This window comes from Micromonospora sp. II, assembly GCF_001709195.1.
Classification (GTDB): domain Bacteria; phylum Actinomycetota; class Actinomycetes; order Mycobacteriales; family Micromonosporaceae; genus Micromonospora; species Micromonospora chalcea.
The window spans coordinates 18,926-35,029 of sequence record NZ_LYXF01000028.1 but is presented as its reverse complement, the minus strand read 5'-3'; the positions used below and the strand labels follow the sequence as shown (position 1 = coordinate 35,029).

Annotated in this window: 19 protein-coding genes and 1 pseudogene; 4 read left to right on the top strand and 16 right to left on the bottom strand. The window is 72.8% G+C overall.

Annotated features, from left to right (window positions below; genetic code table 11):
- Positions 1 to 8 precede the first annotated feature (8 nt).
- Complete coding sequence (locus A8711_RS16775; protein ID WP_069088762.1) at positions 9 to 1,190, top strand: aminotransferase class V-fold PLP-dependent enzyme; 1,182 nt, start codon at positions 9 to 11, stop codon at positions 1,188 to 1,190.
- Between the two features lie 48 nt (positions 1,191 to 1,238).
- Here A8711_RS16775 and A8711_RS32035 read toward each other — a convergent pair.
- Positions 1,239 to 1,775, bottom strand: a pseudogene (locus tag A8711_RS32035) (murein hydrolase activator EnvC); the annotation flags it as partial.
- 194 nt (positions 1,776 to 1,969) lie between these two features.
- Here A8711_RS32035 and A8711_RS16770 point away from each other — a divergent pair.
- Both A8711_RS16770 and A8711_RS16765 read left to right on the top strand, forming a co-directional pair.
- Positions 1,970 to 2,629 carry a bifunctional 2-polyprenyl-6-hydroxyphenol methylase/3-demethylubiquinol 3-O-methyltransferase UbiG gene (locus A8711_RS16770; RefSeq protein ID WP_069088761.1) on the top strand — a complete coding sequence of 220 codons (660 nt, stop codon included), beginning with the start codon at positions 1,970 to 1,972 and terminating at the stop codon, positions 2,627 to 2,629.
- On the top strand, positions 2,626 to 3,732 hold the full coding sequence (locus tag A8711_RS16765; RefSeq protein WP_069088760.1) for a sulfite oxidase: 1,107 nt from the start codon (positions 2,626 to 2,628) through the stop codon (positions 3,730 to 3,732). The genes A8711_RS16770 and A8711_RS16765 overlap by 4 nt, the downstream gene beginning before the upstream one ends.
- 24 nt (positions 3,733 to 3,756) lie before the next feature.
- On the opposite strand, the gene A8711_RS16760 is transcribed toward A8711_RS16765, so the two are convergent.
- The 12 genes from A8711_RS16760 to proS form a co-directional block, all read right to left on the bottom strand.
- Entirely contained in the window at positions 3,757 to 4,080 is a 324-nt protein-coding gene (locus A8711_RS16760; RefSeq protein ID WP_011905215.1) for a DUF2469 domain-containing protein, read from the bottom strand.
- Entirely contained in the window at positions 4,077 to 4,952 is an 876-nt protein-coding gene (locus A8711_RS16755; RefSeq protein WP_064447045.1) for a ribonuclease HII, read from the bottom strand. The genes A8711_RS16760 and A8711_RS16755 overlap by 4 nt, the downstream gene beginning before the upstream one ends.
- Positions 4,946 to 5,413 (bottom strand): NUDIX hydrolase, encoded by a 468-nt coding sequence (locus tag A8711_RS16750; RefSeq protein WP_069088759.1) that lies wholly within the window; start codon positions 5,411 to 5,413, stop codon positions 4,946 to 4,948. Before A8711_RS16750 ends, A8711_RS16755 begins: the two co-directional genes overlap by 7 nt.
- A gap of 90 nt (positions 5,414 to 5,503) precedes the next feature.
- A complete protein-coding gene (gene lepB / locus A8711_RS16745) occupies positions 5,504 to 6,136 on the bottom strand; it encodes a signal peptidase I (protein WP_043325910.1) in 633 nt (210 codons plus the stop codon).
- Complete coding sequence (gene lepB, locus A8711_RS16740; RefSeq protein WP_069088758.1) at positions 6,133 to 7,017, bottom strand: signal peptidase I; 885 nt, start codon at positions 7,015 to 7,017, stop codon at positions 6,133 to 6,135. The genes lepB (A8711_RS16745) and lepB (A8711_RS16740) overlap by 4 nt, the downstream gene beginning before the upstream one ends.
- 168 nt (positions 7,018 to 7,185) lie before the next feature.
- Entirely contained in the window at positions 7,186 to 7,545 is a 360-nt protein-coding gene (rplS, locus tag A8711_RS16735; protein ID WP_013284591.1) for a 50S ribosomal protein L19, read from the bottom strand.
- 143 nt (positions 7,546 to 7,688) lie between these two features.
- On the bottom strand, positions 7,689 to 8,477 hold the full coding sequence (gene trmD, locus A8711_RS16730; RefSeq protein WP_043325913.1) for a tRNA (guanosine(37)-N1)-methyltransferase TrmD: 789 nt from the start codon (positions 8,475 to 8,477) through the stop codon (positions 7,689 to 7,691).
- Positions 8,478 to 8,504: 27 nt separating this feature from the next.
- Positions 8,505 to 9,044, bottom strand: coding sequence for a ribosome maturation factor RimM (gene rimM, locus A8711_RS16725; protein WP_043325915.1), 540 nt, complete (start codon positions 9,042 to 9,044; stop codon positions 8,505 to 8,507).
- On the bottom strand, positions 9,044 to 9,304 hold the full coding sequence (locus A8711_RS16720; RefSeq protein ID WP_026268109.1) for an RNA-binding protein: 261 nt from the start codon (positions 9,302 to 9,304) through the stop codon (positions 9,044 to 9,046). Before A8711_RS16720 ends, rimM begins: the two co-directional genes overlap by 1 nt.
- Positions 9,279 to 9,734 (bottom strand): 30S ribosomal protein S16, encoded by a 456-nt coding sequence (gene rpsP / locus A8711_RS16715; protein ID WP_013284587.1) that lies wholly within the window; start codon positions 9,732 to 9,734, stop codon positions 9,279 to 9,281. The genes A8711_RS16720 and rpsP overlap by 26 nt, the downstream gene beginning before the upstream one ends.
- 243 nt (positions 9,735 to 9,977) lie before the next feature.
- A complete protein-coding gene (locus A8711_RS16710) occupies positions 9,978 to 10,625 on the bottom strand; it encodes a DUF402 domain-containing protein (protein ID WP_069088768.1) in 648 nt (215 codons plus the stop codon).
- A gap of 76 nt (positions 10,626 to 10,701) precedes the next feature.
- Positions 10,702 to 12,108: a proline--tRNA ligase gene (proS, locus tag A8711_RS16705; RefSeq protein WP_069088757.1), complete on the bottom strand. Its 1,407-nt coding sequence runs from the start codon at positions 12,106 to 12,108 to the stop codon at positions 10,702 to 10,704.
- A gap of 92 nt (positions 12,109 to 12,200) precedes the next feature.
- Between proS and A8711_RS16700 the strand changes: the two genes are divergently transcribed.
- Complete coding sequence (locus A8711_RS16700) at positions 12,201 to 12,776, top strand: TetR/AcrR family transcriptional regulator (protein WP_064447041.1); 576 nt, start codon at positions 12,201 to 12,203, stop codon at positions 12,774 to 12,776.
- Positions 12,777 to 12,802: 26 nt separating this feature from the next.
- Here A8711_RS16700 and A8711_RS16695 read toward each other — a convergent pair whose 3' ends face one another.
- The 3 genes from A8711_RS16695 to ffh form a co-directional block, all read right to left on the bottom strand.
- Complete coding sequence (locus A8711_RS16695) at positions 12,803 to 13,882, bottom strand: amidohydrolase family protein (RefSeq protein WP_069088756.1); 1,080 nt, start codon at positions 13,880 to 13,882, stop codon at positions 12,803 to 12,805.
- Between the two features lie 18 nt (positions 13,883 to 13,900).
- Positions 13,901 to 14,482, bottom strand: coding sequence for a Uma2 family endonuclease (locus tag A8711_RS16690; protein WP_069088755.1), 582 nt, complete (start codon positions 14,480 to 14,482; stop codon positions 13,901 to 13,903).
- Between the two features lie 66 nt (positions 14,483 to 14,548).
- Positions 14,549 to 16,102, bottom strand: a complete 1,554-nt coding sequence (gene ffh / locus A8711_RS16685) for a signal recognition particle protein (protein ID WP_043325921.1) — start codon at positions 16,100 to 16,102, stop codon at positions 14,549 to 14,551.
- Positions 16,103 to 16,104: the final 2 nt, after the last annotated feature.

The following is a 16,104-nucleotide window of genomic DNA, read 5'->3' as shown; positions in this document are numbered from 1 at the left end:
ATCGACGGATGACGGTGCCGCAGCCGCCCGAGCCGATTCCCGGTGCTCGGCTGCTCTTCTCCCTCGATCCCTCCGTCAGCCACCTCAACCACGGCTCGTTCGGCGCCGTGCCGATCGCCGTGCAGCGCGCCCAGCAGCGCCTGCGCGACGAGATGGAGGCCGACCCGCTGCGGTTCTTCACCCAGGGCCTGGTCGACCGGATCGCCCACGCCCGCCGACACCTGGCCGCGTTCCTCGGCGCGGACCCGGACGGCACCGCGCTGGTCGGCAACGTCACCGCCGGCGCGGCGGTCGTGTTGCAGTCGCTGGCGCTGCGCCCCGGCGACGAGATCCTGACCACCGACCACGGGTACGGGGCGGTGGCCCTCTCGATCGCGCGGGAGTGCGCCCGCACCGGGGCGGTGTCGCGCACCCTGCCGGTGCCGTTGACCGCCACCGACGAGGAGGTGGTCGAGATCGTCCGCGCCGGGTTGCGCCCCGGGCGTACCCGGCTGCTCATCGTCGACCAGCTGACCTCGCCGACCGCCCGGCTGTTTCCGGCCGCCGCGCTCGTCGCGGTGGCCCGGGAGCAGGGCGTGCCGGTGCTGGTGGACGCCGCGCACGCGCCGGGCATGCTGCCGGCTACCGTCGCGTCGATCGGCGCCGACTTCTGGGTGGGCAACCTGCACAAGTGGGCGTACGCGCCGCGCGGCACCGCCGCGCTCGTGGTGGCGCCGTCGTGGCGGGAGAAGATCCAGCCGCTCGTCGTCTCGTGGGAGCAGGACAGCGGCTTCCCGACCCGGGTGGAATGGCAGGCGACGCTCGACTACACCGGCTGGCTGGCCGCCCCGGTGGGCCTGTTCACACTGCGCAGCCTCGGCATCGACCGGGTACGGGCGCACAACGCGGCGCTGGCCGCGTACGGGCAACGGGTCGTCGGGGACGCGCTGGGGGTGGCGCCCGAGCGGCTGCCGGAGCCCGGCGGACCGGCGGTCGCCATGCGTCTGGTGCCGCTGCCGCCGGGCGTCGCGACGACACTGGACGCGGCCCGGGAGCTGCGGGCCCGGATCGCCGACCGGCTCTCCGCCGAGGTGTCGGTGGCCGGCTGGAACGGGCGCGGCTACCTGCGGCTGTGCGGCCAGGTCTACAACACCCCCGACGAGTACGACCGGCTGGCCGTCCGGCTGCCCACGCTGCTCGCCCAGCGCTGAGCGGCGAGAGCCGGCGGCGGCGCCACGACTCAGGGGACCGGCGTCGGCTCCTGGGTCGAGCGGCAGCAGCCGGACCCGGCCGAGCCCGAGCAGCGCCAGCGGATCCAGGTACTCGGCGCCGCGTCGCAGCCCCCAGTGCAGGCAGGCCGCCTCGGCGCAGCCGGGATGCCCGGCGAGCAGGTCACCGATCGGGGTGCCGGCGTCGACCCGGGTGCCGGCGGTGACCCGGGACCGGACCGGCTCGTAGGTGGTGCGCAGCCCGTCGTGGTGGCCGACGGTGAGGACCGGCCGGCCGGCGACCGAGCCGGCGAACAGGACGGTCCCGGCGCCGGCCGAGCGGACCTGCGCGCCGGGCGCGTCTGCCAGGTCCACGCCCCGGTGCCCGGACATCCACGGCTGCGGCGGCGGGTCGAACCCGCGTGCCACGCGGGGTGGACCGGGCAGCGGCCACCGGAACCGTCCGGCGGTCGCCGGCCCGCCGGGCGCGCCCCGGTATCCCGTCGTGACGTCCGGCCCGTCAAGGACCGCCGCCGAGCCGCCCGCTGCCACCGGCCTGTCAAGGCTCGCCGCGGGGACGCCCGGCAACCAGAAGGCGAGCACGAGCACAAGCAGCAGGCCCCTGCCGGCCCGACCGATGGGGATACGCACACCGCGTACCCTGACCTGTCCCGTGCTCCCCCGCGCGCACCGCGCGGTCGCCCTGTGGACGGCGCCCCCACTGTGGACGAGCGCCGAAATCGGGGCGGATCTGCTACGGCCGGGACGCCTATGCTGGCCGGGTGACGAAGGACTGGTACGCCTGGCACCGCGACTACGACCAGCCCGAGTCCGCACTGGCCCGGCGGCTCGCCGAGGTGCGGCGGCGTGTCGCCGACGCCCTCGACGCCGCGCCGCCCGGTCCGCTGCGCGCGCTGAGTCTCTGCGCCGGTCAGGGCCGTGACCTGATCCCGGTGCTGGCCGCCCACCCCCGGGGCGCCGACGTGACCGCCCGCCTGGTCGAGCTGGACCCGCGCAACGCCGATCTGGCCCGCCGCGCCACCGCCGAGGCGGGGCTCACCGGCGTGCAGGTGGTGACCGGGGACGCCGCGCTGACCGACGGCTACGCCGATCTGGCCCCGGCCGATCTGGTGCTGGTCTGCGGCATCTTCGGCAACATCACCGACGACGACATTCGGGCGACGGTGCGGCACTGCGCCTCGCTCTGCGCCACCGACGGCATGGTGCTGTGGACGCGGCACCGGCGCGAGCCGGATCTGGTGCCGGTGATCTGCGAGTGGTTCGCCGAGGAGGGCTTCGAGCCGGTCGCGGTGGGCAGCCCGGCCGACGGTGTGGGGGTCGGCGCGCACCGCTTCACCGGCACCCCGCGCCCGCTGGTGCCGGGTGCACGGATGTTCACGTTCGTGGGCTACGACGTGCTGGAGCGGACGGAGCAGGCATGACCACAGTGGACGACGCGAGCCGGCCCGCCCGGGTCGCCGGACCGGACGAGGCGATCAGCGCCGAGGAGCTCCAGCTCGCCGCGCGCAACCACGGCATCCCGCTGGAGGCGCTGCGCTACGACGTGACCCCGGCGGGCCTGCACTACCTGCTCATCCACTACGACATCCCGGACGTCGACCCGGCCGCGTACGCGCTGAGCGTGTCCGGCGCGGTGCAGCGTCCACTGCGGCTGGACCTGGCGGCGCTGCGTGACCGGCCCCGGGTGACCCACCGGGTCACGCTGGAGTGCGCGGGCAACGGCCGGGCGCTGCTGCGGCCCCGCCCGGTGAGCCAGCCCTGGCTGGTGGAGGCGGTGGGCAACGCCGAGTGGACCGGTACCCCGCTGGCGCCGCTGCTGCGCGAGGCCGGGCTGTCCGGCGACGCGGTGGACGTGGTGTTCACCGGGGCGGACCACGGGATCGAGCGCGGCGTCGAGCAGGACTACCAGCGGGCGCTGCCGGTGGCCGACGCGCTGCGCGAGGAGGTGCTGCTGGCGTACGAGATGAACGGCGCTCCCCTGCTGCCGCAGCACGGCGCGCCGCTGCGGCTGATCGTGCCCGGCTGGTACGGCATGGCGCACGTGAAGTGGCTGCGCGACATCACGGTGACGACCGAGCCGTTCGACGGCTACCAGAACGCGGTGGCCTACCGGTTGCGGCGCGACGCCGACGACCCGGGCGTGCCGGTGACCCGGATCGAACCGCGTGCCCTGGTGCGCCCGCCCGGGTTCCCGGACTTCATGTCCCGGACCCGGGTGGTGCGGCCGGGGCCGTGCACGGTGGACGGCCGGGCCTGGTCCGGGCACGCGCCGGTGACGTCGGTCGAGGTGACGATGGACGGTGGCGGCACGTGGACGCCGGCGGTCCTGGACGAGCCGGCCGGCGGCGAGTGGGCGTGGCGTCGATGGTCGGTGAACTGGACGGCGACCCCGGGGCGGTACGTGCTGGGCGCCCGGGCGACCGACGCCTCGGGGCGCACTCAGCCGGTCGAGCAGCCGTGGAACCGGGGCGGGTTCGCGAACAACCTGGTGCAGCGGGTCGAAGTGGTCGTGCCGGAGCGGTGATCCGGGCGGCGGGCCGCCCGGGGATCAGCTCCCGAATCCGGAATCTGCGGGAAGCGAGATGTCGGGCTTTTCGAGCTCTTCCACATTGACGTCCTTGAACGTCATTACTCGGACGTTCTTGACGAAACGGGCAGGCCGGTACATGTCCCACACCCAGGCGTCGTGCATCTCGACCTCGAAGTAGACCTCACCGTCCGAGTTGCGGACGTGCAGGTCGACCTGGTTCGCCAGATAGAAACGGCGCTCGGTCTCCACCACGTAGGAGAACTGGCGGACAATGTCGCGGTACTCCCGGTAGAGCTGCAGCTCCATCTCGGTCTCGTACTTCTCGAGATCTTCCGCGCTCATCGCACTCCGCCTTCCATGACCACATCTTCCCCCACCGACGCCGGAGGTCGCGGCTGCTCGCCCAACGCCACGCCGACGGTACCCCCTGGCGCGCCGGAGCGCCCCATCGGCTCGTCCGGGCGCCCGGCGAACGCGCCGGCCCCGAGTCCCGGCAGCCCGGCCACGGGCTCGGGCGACACCACGTCGGCGCCCGCCGGGCGGCGGGCGCGGGGAGGCCGGCCGTCCCGTCCGGAGACGGCGGCCACGTTCACGTACGAGAAGCGGTGCTCCCGGCAGGGCCCGAGCGCGCGCAGCGCGGCGCTGTGCTCGGCGGTGATGTAGCCCTTGTGTTCGGCGAAGCCGTAGCCGGGGAACCGCCCGTCCAGTTCCACCATGATCCGGTCCCGGGTGACCTTGGCGAGCACACTGGCCGCAGCCACGCAGGCGGCCACCCGGTCGCCCTTCCAGACCGCCAGCCCCGGCACGTCGAGCCCGTCGACGCCGAAGCCGTCGGTCAGCACGTACTCCGGGCGGGTGGTCAGCGAGGCGAGCGCCCGGCGCATCGCGGCGAGGTTGCACACGTGCAACCCGCGGGCGTCCACCTCCTCGGCCGGGATGACCACCACGGCGTACGCCAGGGCCCGCGCCACCACCTCGTCGTGGACGCGCTCCCGGGCGGCCGGGGTGAGCAGCTTGGAGTCGGCCAGCTCGTCGATCTCGCCGCGACGGCCCTCGGGCAGGATCGCGGCGGCGGCCACCAGCGGCCCGGCGCAGGCGCCCCGGCCCGCCTCGTCGGCGCCCGCGACGTAGCGGAAGCCCCGCCGTTGCAGGGCCCGCTCCAGCGCGTAGAGGCCGCCGTCGCGGCGCACCACCGTGCGCGGCGGGGTCAGCATGCGCCGCCTCCCACCAGCGCGGCGCCGAGCCGGCCCGGCAGGTCCGGCGGGTAGTAGCGCTCGGCGGAGGCGGCCAGGTCGGTCACCGTCCACCAGCGGTGCCCGTGCACGCTCGCGCGCTCGACGTCGTTGAAGCCGGTGGTGTCGACCTCCCAGCCCGCTACCCGGACCAGGTAGAACTGCTGCTCCTGGCGGTACCAGACGCCGTCGAACGGGAACTCGACGGTCTCCGACCAGACCGGCGCGCCCAGCTCGGCCGGTGCCAGCCGCAGGCCGGTCTCCTCGGCCAGCTCACGGGCCGCACCGTCGGCCGGGGCCTCCCCCGGGTCCAGCCCGCCGCCGGGAGTGAACCAGTAGCGGTGACCCGGCCGGGCCGGATCACTGCCCTCGAAGAGCAGCACCCGGTCGGACGCGTCGACCAGCAGCACCCGGGCCGCGCGACGAGGGGTGTAGACGGTCACCGCACCAGCCTGCCAGACGGCTGCGACGAACGACCACGCCCTCCCGCCGGCGGCCGGGGGTGGGCGTGGGGGCGCGCGGAAGCCGTCGGGTCAGGGATTGGGGATCCCCTCGAACTGCTTCGGCACGCTGAGCCAGGTGGCGCGGCTGACCGGCCAGAAGATGGTGAAAGCCCGCCCGACGACCTCGCCCTCCGGGATGGTGGCGACGGTGATGTCCTCGCCGGACTGCTGCCAGTGCTCCAGCGAGTCGCCGGAGGCCTCCCGGTGGTCACCCATGACCCACAGCCGGCCCTTCGGCACGGTGATGTCGAAGTCCTGGTCGGCGGGCTTGTTGCCGGGGAAGATGAACGGCTCGTCGACCGGCTTGCCGTTGATGACCAGCCGGTCCTGCCCGCCCGTACGGTCGCAGCAGACCACGTGATCGCCGCCGACGCCGATCACCCGCTTGATGAAGTCCTCACCGTCGGGGTTGCCGCTCCACTCGGTGGGCGCCTTGAAGACGATCACCTCGCCCCGGTGCGGCGAGCGGAAGTCGTAGACCAGCTTGTTGACCAGCACCCGATCGTCGATCTTGAGGGTGTTCTCCATGGACGGCGACGGGATGAAGAAGGTCTGCAGCACGAAGGCGCGAACCAGCACTGCGACCAGGATCGCCACACCCAGGAGGATGGGCAGCTCCTTCCAGAAGGAGTTGCGCGGCTTCTCGGTCTGCTCGTCGATCACGGGAGGAGCCTACGTCCCCCGGTGCGGCGCAGTCGCCCCGAACCCGCGAGAACCGTGAGCGTCGCCACGACCGGCACGATCAGGACGACTCCGCCCACCGGGTCGGGATCCACCGGGACCGGGCCGGAGGCGGCCGCGGCGTCCGCGCGCGGCACGTCCGCGAACGTCTCCGGTACGGGCAGGGTGGTCCACCGCTGCGACGGCCAGACGATCATGAAGGCGCGACCGATCACGTTCTCGATCGGCACCGGCCCCTGACATCGGGCGTCCTGCGAGACCAGCCGGTGGTCACCCATCACGAAGATCTGCCCCGGCGGCACCACCACCTCGGTGAACTGCCGGGACCGGCATTCCTTCGGATTGGGCGGAAGCTCGAGCGGGGAGTCCTCGGAGACGTACGCCTGCTCGTCCAGCGGCACCCCGTTGACCACCACGCGGCCGTCGTCGCAGCACCAGATCTTGTCGCCCGGCACGCCGATGACCCGCTTGATGAAGTCCTTCTCGCCGGGGCGGCTGACGCCCACCAGGTCACCGAGCGTGCGGCTGACCTGGCCGGCGAAGTTGGTGGGCGGCGCGGGCGCCTCCTGGGCGACCCAGCGGTCGGTGCCGCGGAACACCACCACCTCGCCGCGGACGGGGTCGCGGACGTCGTAGACGACCTTGTTGACGAGCACCCGGTCGCCGACGAGCAGCGTGTTCTCCATCGACCCGGAGGGGATGAAGAACGCCTGGAGCAGGAACGTGCGGATCAGCACCGCCAGGCAGAACGCCACGATGAGCAGCAGCGGAAGCTCCTGCCAGAGCGGCATCTGGCGACGCCCGCGCCGGGCCCGCCGGCGCCAGGGATCGACGGCGCCGTCCTCGTCAACCATCTGCACCATGCCACTCTCCGGTCCGCGGAAACGACACTACCGCCCGGGAGTCTCCTTCGAGACCCCACGGGCGGTAGTGGACCGTTTCGCACCGTCCGGCTGCGCCCGTACCGACCAGGGTAATGCGGTCTGGTCGATACGACATCCGCGCAGGCCGGGCGGCGTGGCGAACGCGAATCAGTTCGCCGGCTGCTTCTCCCGCAGCTCCTTGATCTTGGCCTTCTTGCCCCGCAGCTCGCGCAGGTAGTAGAGCTTGGCGCGACGCACGTCACCGCGGGTCACGACCTCGATCCGGTCGATGCCCGGACCGTTGAGCGGGTAGGTCCGCTCCACGCCGACACCGAAGCTGACCTTGCGGACCGAGAAGGTCTCACGCAGGCCGTCACCCTGGCGGCGGATGACGACGCCCTGGAAGATCTGGACCCGGGAGCGGTTGCCCTCGACGACCCGCGCGTGCACCTTGACGGTGTCACCGGCACGGAAGTCGGGCAGGTCGGTACGCTTCGACTGGGCGTCAAGGGCGTCCAGGATGTTCATCGCTGCGTCCTCGTGAGGCTCACGGCGCATCGTCAGTCGATGCGCGGATGGGTGATTCTGACCCCCGGGTGGTGACCGGCGAGACCGGCCCCGGTCGAGGGTCCTCGCAGCCGCCCACGGCGTGGACGGATGCGGCAACCCCTCTACTTTGCCACATGCCCCGGTGGCGGGGAAAATCCGCCCCGGTCCAGCGTCGCCCGGTCCCGCTTGTCGAGCGTCTCCGGGGCCAGCGCGCCGATCATGTCGGGGCGGCGCCCGGCCGTGCGCAGCAGCGCCTCGTCCCGTCGCCAGCGGGCGATCCGGCCGTGGTCGCCGGAGCGCAGCACCTCCGGCACGTCCAGCCCGCGCCAGGTCGCCGGCTTCGTGTAGAGCGGGGCCTCCAGCAGCCCGTGCGCGTGTGACTCCTCGTCCAGCGAGCCGGCGTTGCCCAGCACCCCGGGCAGCAGCCGGGTGACCGCCTCCAGGATCACCAGCACTGCCACCTCGCCGCCGAAGAGCACGTAGTCACCCAGGGAGACCTCGGTCACCGGCATCCGGGTCGCCGCGTGGTCCAGCACCCGCTGGTCGATGCCCTCGTACCGGCCGCAGGCGAACAGCAGGTGCGACTCGGCGGCCAGCTCGTGCGCCAGGGCCTGGGTGAACGGGACGCCGGCCGGGGACGGCACGATCAGCCGGGGCAGCGTGTGCCCGTCCGGACTCAGCTCGCCCGGCGCCAGCGCGTCCAGCGCCTCACCCCACGGCTCCGGCCGCATCACCATGCCGGGACCGCCGCCGTAGGGCGTGTCGTCGACGGTGCGGTGCACGTCGTGGGTCCAGGTCCGCAGATCGTGTACGGCCAGCCGCAGCGTGCCGTTCGCGCGGGCCTTGCCGATCAGCGACAGGTCCAGCGGGGCGAAGTACTCAGGGAAGATCGACACGATGTCGACGCGCATGCGGTGGCTCCAGCCGGAGGTCGAGAGCTAGAGATCGAGCAGGCCGTCGGGCAGGTCGACGACGACGCGACCGCCGGCCAGATCCACCTCGGGCACTATCGCCTTGACGAACGGGACCAGCGCGGTACGCCCCTCGGGCCGCCGCAGCACCAGCATGTCGGACGCGGGCGCGTGGTCGATGCGGGCCACCTCGCCCACGTGCTCGCCGTCGCGGGTGACCACGGCGAGGCCGACCAGCTGGTGGTCGTGGAACTCCTCCGGGTCCTCGGGCGGGGCGACGTCGGCGCTGTCCACGCCGAGCAGCGTGTTGCGCAGCGCCTCGGCGACGTTGCGCTCCAGCACGCCCTCGAACGCGACGAGCAGCCGCCCCTGGTGCCAGCGGGCCGACTCGACGGTGAGCGTCGGCGGCACCCGCCAGGCGCCGGGCTCCGACGGGGTGACCCCCGGCTCGGTGGTCAACACCGAACCGGGGGCGAACCGTGCTTCGGGCTCGTCGGTACGCACCTCCACGGTGACCTCACCGCGGATGCCGTGCGGCTTACCGATCCGGCCGACGACGAGAAGCATCAGTACGAGTCGACGATGTCGACGCGTACCCCACGCCCGCCGATGGACCCGATCACCTGGCGCAGCGCCTTGGCGGTCCGGCCGGACCGCCCGATCACCGTGCCGAGGTCCTCGGGGTGCACGCGGACTTCGAGGCGCTTGCCCCGACGGGAGTCGACCATCCGCACCCGGACGTCGTCCGGGTGGTCGACGATGCCCTTGACCAGGTGCTCCAGAGCGGGACGCAGCGGCATGTCAGGCCTGCTCGCCGGACTCGGCACCGGTCTGCTCCTCGGCCTTGGCCTCGGCCTTCGGCTCCTCCGCCTTGGCGGCGGCCTTCTTGGCCGGCTTGGCCGGGGTGTCCGCCACGCCGGCGGCGGCCTTCGCCTCGGCCTCGTACGCCGCCTTGCGGTCGGCCCGCTCGGGGGCGACCTTCAGCGGCGGCGGGGCCGGCAGGCCCTTGAACTTCTGCCAGTCACCGGTCAGCTCCAGCAGGCGCTGCACGGCCTCGCTCGGCTGAGCGCCGACCGACAGCCAGTACTGGACCCGCTCCGACTTGACCTCGATCACCGAAGGGTCTTCCTTCGGCTGGTACACACCGACGAACTCGATCGCGCGACCGTCACGCTTGGTACGCGAGTCGGCGATGACGATGCGGTACTGCGGGTTGCGGATCTTGCCCATCCGCAGGAGCCGGATCTTTACGGCCACAGTTGTTTCGCTCCTGTTGCGATCTCACCGGCCCGTACGGGGCGGTGTGGCGGGTGAGCGCCGACCGGCACAGTGGGGTTTGGGCCGGAGACTGCTCGGTGAACTGGCGACGCGCCCGGGTTAGAGGGCGCCGGACGCGCGCCGGATACCAGCGAACCATTCTGCCAGATCCGCCCCGGAACTCTCACACCGGACCCGGACACCACGCCCGCGGCGGGTCGGGCCGTGACGGACGACACCCGCTCAGCGCACCGGCGGGCGGTCCCACCCCGGCGGAAGTTCGTCCGGTACATCCCATTCCGTGGGCGGGGTGAAGTCGCACCAGGTGCCGTCGAACGGGAACGCGCCCGCCTCGGCGATCCGGATCACCCGCTCACCCTCGGCGCGTACCGCCTTCTCGTCTGTCACCCAGTAGTGCTCCGGGAACGCCAGCCGCTCGGCGAACTCGTCCTCGTCCTTCCACTCCCAGCTCAGGTCCGGGTACACCACCACGTCGAGGTCCTGGTCGACCATGTCGACACCGGCCACCGCGCCGTCGTCCCAGCGGACGCCGGGCTCCTCCAGGTTGACGTACCAGTTCTGGAAGCGCCCGTGCGCGTCGCGGAACCACCAGACCGAGTGGGCCGCGCCGGTGGGCAGGAACTTCAGCACCGGCGGACCGTTCCACCGGCCCTGCGCGAGCCGGTAGGACGACGTCACCCACTCGGCGAACGGCACGGCCCGCATGCCCAGGCCGGCGGCGTTCACCTCGTGCGCGACGGGCGCCGTCCGCGCCACCCAGAGCAGCAGGCCGCGCTCGTCGTCGGAGACCACGCGGGCCGACCGGACCCACCCGATCCGGCCATGCCGCACGTTCCGGTGCATGATCAGCCGCCCCGGCTCGAACCGCACGCTCACCCCCGCCGTCGTGTTAACAAGGGCCCCCGCCTATGCAGAATGCGTTAAGAAGGGGCCCTTCCTTACACCCTCAGTAGGCGCGGGCGAGGATCGCCACCAGGTCGGGCTCGTCCTCCGAGTCCGGCACCGAGCCGTCGGCGCGCACCAGGCAGCGAACCGTCACGCCCTGCCCGTTCGCCTCGGCCTCGCCCTCGACGCCGACCGCCGACCACGGCACCCGCGCCCAGCCGGTGGCGGACGCCTCGATCGCCTCGGCCAGCGTCGACACCTCGACGGTGCGGGACCGGCGGAACTCCAGCGCCTGGTCGTGCAGCGCCCGCTGGTCGGCCTCCAGCGCGGCGAGGACCGCGCCGACCACGTCGGCCACCGGGGTCGGGGCCTTCGACCCGTCCGTACGCCGGACCACCACCGCGTTGCCGGCGGCCAGGTCACGCGGGCCGACCTCGACGCGTACCGGGTAGCCGCGCAGCTCGGCGTCGACGGCGCGGCGGCCGAACGCGGTGTCGGTCCGGTCGTCGAGCGCCACCCGCACCCCGGCGTCGCGCAGCGCGTCGCACAGCTTGGCCGCCGCCTGGCTCACGCCGTCGCCGTCCTTGACGACCATCACGTACGCCTGGACCGGCGCCAGCTTCGGCGGCACCCGCAGCCCGTTGTCGTCGCCGTGGCACATGATCAGGCCGCCGAGCATCCGGGTGGACGTGCCCCAGGAGGTGGTCCACGCGTGCTCCCGGCCACCCTCGGCCGAGGAGTAGCTGATGTCGAACGCCTTGGCGAAGTTCTGGCCCAGCTCGTGGCTGGTGCCCAGCTGCAGCGCCTTGCCGTCGCCCATCATGCCCTCGCACGTGTACGTGGCGGTGGCGCCGGCGAAGCGCTCCCGGGCGGTCTTCAGGCCGACCACGACCGGGATGCCTAGCACGTTGACCATCAGGTCCTCGTACGCCTCGTGCAGGATCCGCCGCGCGTAGGCCCGGGCGTCCTCACGGGTCGCGTGCGCGGTGTGCCCCTCCTGCCAGAGGAACTCGCTGGTGCGGAGGAAGATCCGCGGGCGCAGCTCCCACCGGACCACGTTCGCCCACTGGTTGAGCAGCAGCGGCAGGTCGCGGTACGAGTCGATCCACTTGGCCATGAACTCGCCGATGACCGTCTCGCTGGTGGGGCGCACCACCACCGGCTCGGCGAGCTGCTTGCCGCCGCCGTGCGTGACCACCGCCAGCTCCGGCGAGAAGCCCTCGACGTGCTCGGCCTCCCGCTTGAGGTAGCTCTCCGGGATGAACAGCGGGAAGTATGCGTTCTCCGCGCCGGCCGCCTTGATCCGGGCGTCCATCTCGGCCTGCATCCGCTCCCAGATGGCGTAGCCGGCCGGTCGGATCACCATGGTCCCCCGGACCGGGCCGTTGTCGGCCAGCTTCGCCTTGGCGATCAGGTCCTGGTACCAGCGGGGAAAGTCCTCCGCACGGGGAGTGAGCACGCGTGCCATGACCGCACATCCTATGCGCCGTGCGGGGCGGGGGTTCGCCGGGGAGCCGGGCCGCGCCGTGTCGCCCGGCGCGGCCGTAGACTTCGACGGCGATGGGTGAGACACGGGACGCGATCGTGGAGGCCGCCCGGGCGCAGACCGTGGCCCTCGGGTGGGACCGTGTCCGGATGGGCGCGGTGGCCGCCGCCGCCGGGGTGAGCCGGCAGACGGTCTACAACGAGTTCGGCACCAAGGCGGGCCTGGGCGAGGCGCTGGCCCGGCACGAGGTGGACCGGTTCGTCGGCCAGGTCCGGTCCGCGCTCGGCGAGCACGACTCCGACGTGCGGGCGGCGGCGTACGCGGCGATCCATCGCACGCTCGCCTCAGCCGCCGAGAACCCGCTGGTCCGGGCGGTGCTGACCAGCACGCGGGGCGGCTCGGAGGAGTTGCTGCCGTACCTGACCACCCGGTCCGAGCTGGTGCTCGCCGAGGCCGCGGCGGCGCTGCTGGAGTGGACGGGTGACCGCCTGCCCGACGCCGATCCGGCGGCCCTGGCGTTCGCGGCGGACAGCGTCGTACGCCTGGTGGTGAGCCACATCGTGCTGCCCGGCGGCCCGGTCGACGAGACCGCCGACCGGCTGGCCGACCTGGCGGTGCGCCTGTTCCTGATGGCGGCGACGGCGCGCTAGCGACGACGGCGGCCGGTCACGGCCCGTCAGCGGACGACCCGGCCGCGCAGGACGATCCGGCTGGGCGTCCGGACCACGCGCAGGTCACGGCGCGGATCTTCGGGGTAGACCACCAGGTCGGCGAGGCCGCCCTCGACCAGCCCGGGGAAGCCGAGCCACTCCCGGGCCCGCCAGGAGGCGGCGGCCAGCACGTCCGGCGCGGACATGCCGGCCTGCTCGTGCAGCAGGAGCATCTCCTCGGCCACGAGCCCGTGGTCGATGCCGCCGCCCGCGTCGGTGCCGACGTAGATCGGCACACCGGCCTCGTGCGCGGCGCGCACCACCTCGGGGAAGCGGTCGCGCAGGGCGAGCATGTGGTCGGCGTACCCGGGGAACTTGGGCCGGGCCTGCTCCGCGATGTGGCCGAAGGTCCGGATGTTGATCATCGTGGGGACCAGCGCGGTGCCCTGCCGGGCCATCAGGTCGATCAGGTCGAGGCTCAGCCCGGTGCCGTGCTCCACCGAGTCCACCCCGGCCCGCACCATGATCTCCACCGCCGACTCGGAGAACGTGTGCACCGCCGCGCGTACCCCGGCGGCGTGCGCGGCGGCGACCGCCGCGGTCATGGTGTCGGCGTCCCAGGCCGGCGCCAGGTCGCCCACTCCCCGCTCGATCCAGTCGCCGACCAGCTTGACCCAGCCGTTGCCGGCCGCGGCCTGCGCGGCCACCGTCTCGGCGACCTCCGCCGCGCCGACCTCCACGCCGATGTCGCGCAGGTACCGCTTGGGCGGCGCGACGTGCCGGCCCGCGCGGGCCAGTCGCGGCAGGTCCGGCTCGTCCTCCAGTTCGGGGTACGGGTACGGCGACCCGGCGTCGCGGATCGCCAGCACGCCCGCGTCCCGGTCGATCCGGGCCAGTTCCCGCGCCTGGTCGAGCGAGGTGATCGGGCTGCCGCCGCGGGCGATGCCGATGTGGCAGTGCGCGTCGGTCAAGCCGGGCAGCACGAAGCCGCCGTCGGCCACCGTCTCGGCGCCGGGCACCGGTTCGAAGGTGACCCGGTCGCCGACCAGCCAGACGTCCCGGACCTCGTCGTCGGGAAGGAACACACCGCGCACGTGCAGAGCCATGTGCACAGTCCTACCCGATCAGTCCTCCTCGACGGCGAGCAGGTCGTTGCGCCGCGCGGTCAGCGCCGGCAGATCGACCGAGACCTTCCAGGGCCGTTCGGTGACGAACAGGTCCTCGGTGTGTGCCAGTTGCTCGTACTCGCGGGCGGCGCCGTCGAGCGTGTACTCGGTCAGCGCGATCCGCTCGTGCTGCGGATCCACCACCCAGTAGGAGCGGACCCCGGAGCGGGCGTAGACCTTCGCCTTGTCGTACAGGTCGCGGAAGTGCGACGTCGGCGAGACGACCTCGACGGCGAGCAGCGCGTCCTCGACCGGGACCGGCGACYGGCCGGCGTGCTTGCGCCGGATCACCACCACATCCGGGCGCGGCTCGTTGCGGCGGTCCACCCGCATGGACAGGTCGATGCTCACCAGGAACTCAGGCGGGCAGTTGACCTCAAGCGCGAGTAGGAGACGGACACACAGATCCTGGTGCAGGGCGGTGGGCGACGGCACGATCAACCTTCCGTTGATCAGTTCGTACGGAAGGTCCTTGGGCAGGTCGCCCAGGTCGTCGACCGTCCACTCGTGCCGCTCGGGCAGGATCGGCGCCGCGGTCATGACATCTCCTTCCAGGGGGCGAACCGACCCTAGGTGATGATCACATCGCCCACCGTCACCGACACGCTAGCGGGGGCCCTTGTCGCCGCCCTTGCCCAGCTTGTTGAAGTCGATCTTCGGAAGCTTGAAGCCCGGCGGCAGGCCCTGCCCACCCGCCAGGTCACCCGGGTCCAGGCCCGGCGGCAGCTGCGGCATCCCGCCCGGGAAGCCACCCGGCATCCCGGCGCCGGTACGCGGCCGCCCGCCGCCCTTGGTGCCCTTGCGCTTGTTCTTCGGCGACTTGGTCGCCTTGCGCCGGCCACCGCCGGGCAGGCCCATCATGCCGCCCATCTGCTTCATCATCTTCTGCGCGTCGGTGAAGCGGTTGAGCAGCTGGTTGACGTCCATGACGGTGACGCCGGAGCCGTTGGCGATCCGGGCCCGGCGGGAGCCGTTGATGATCTTCGGGTTGGTGCGCTCGGCCGGGGTCATCGACCTGATGATCGCGGTCACCCGGTCGAAGTGCTTGTCGTCCAACTCGGCGAGCTGGTCCTTCATCTGGCCCATGCCCGGCATCATGGCCAGCACGTTGGCGATCGGGCCCATCCGCCGGACCGCGATGAGCTGATCGAGGAAGTCCTCCAGCGTGAAGGTCTCCCCGCCCATCAGCTTGGCGGTCATCTTGTCCTTCTGATCGGAGTCGAAGGCCGCCTCGGCCTGCTCGATCAGAGTGAGGACGTCGCCCATGCCGAGGATCCGGCTGGCCATCCGGTCGGGGTGGAAGACGTCGAAGTCCTCCAGCTTCTCGCCGGTGGAGGCGAACAGGATGGGCTGGCCGGTGACCTCGCGGACGGAGAGCGCGGCGCCGCCGCGGGCGTCGCCGTCGAGCTTGGACAGCACCACGCCGGTGATGCCCACGCCGTCGCGGAACGCCTCTGCGGTACGGACCGCGTCCTGGCCGACCATCGCGTCGATGACGAAGATGACCTCGTCGGGCTGGACCGCGTCGCGGATGTTCGCGGCCTGCTGCATCATCTCGGCGTCGATACCGAGCCGGCCGGCGGTGTCGACGATGACGATGTCGCGGGCGGCGCGGCGGGCGTGCTCGATCGAGTCGCGGGCCACCTGCACCGGGTCGCCGACGCCGTTGCCGGGCGCCGGGGCGTACACCTCGACGCCGGCCCGGCCACCGAGCACCTGGAGCTGCCCGACGGCGTTGGGACGCTGGAGGTCGGCGGCGACCAGCAGCGGCTGGTGGCCCTGGCTCTTGAGCCAGCGGGCCAGCTTGCCGGCGAGGGTCGTCTTACCGGAGCCCTGGAGGCCGGCCAGCATGATCACGGTCGGCGGGTGCTTGGCGAACTGGAGCCGCCGCCCCTCGCCGCCGAGGACGTTGATCAGCTCCTCGTTGACGATCTTGATGATCTGCTGGGCCGGGTTCAGCGCCTGGGAGACCTCGGCGCTGCGCGCCCGCTCCTTGACGTTCGCGATGAAGCCCTTGACCACCGGCAGGGCGACGTCGGCCTCCAGCAACGCCATCCGGATCTCGCGCGCGGTGGCGTCGATGTCGGCGTCGGTGAGCCGGCCCTTGCCGCGGAGCTTGGTGAAGATCCCGGACAGGCGGTCACTCAAGGTGTCAAACACGC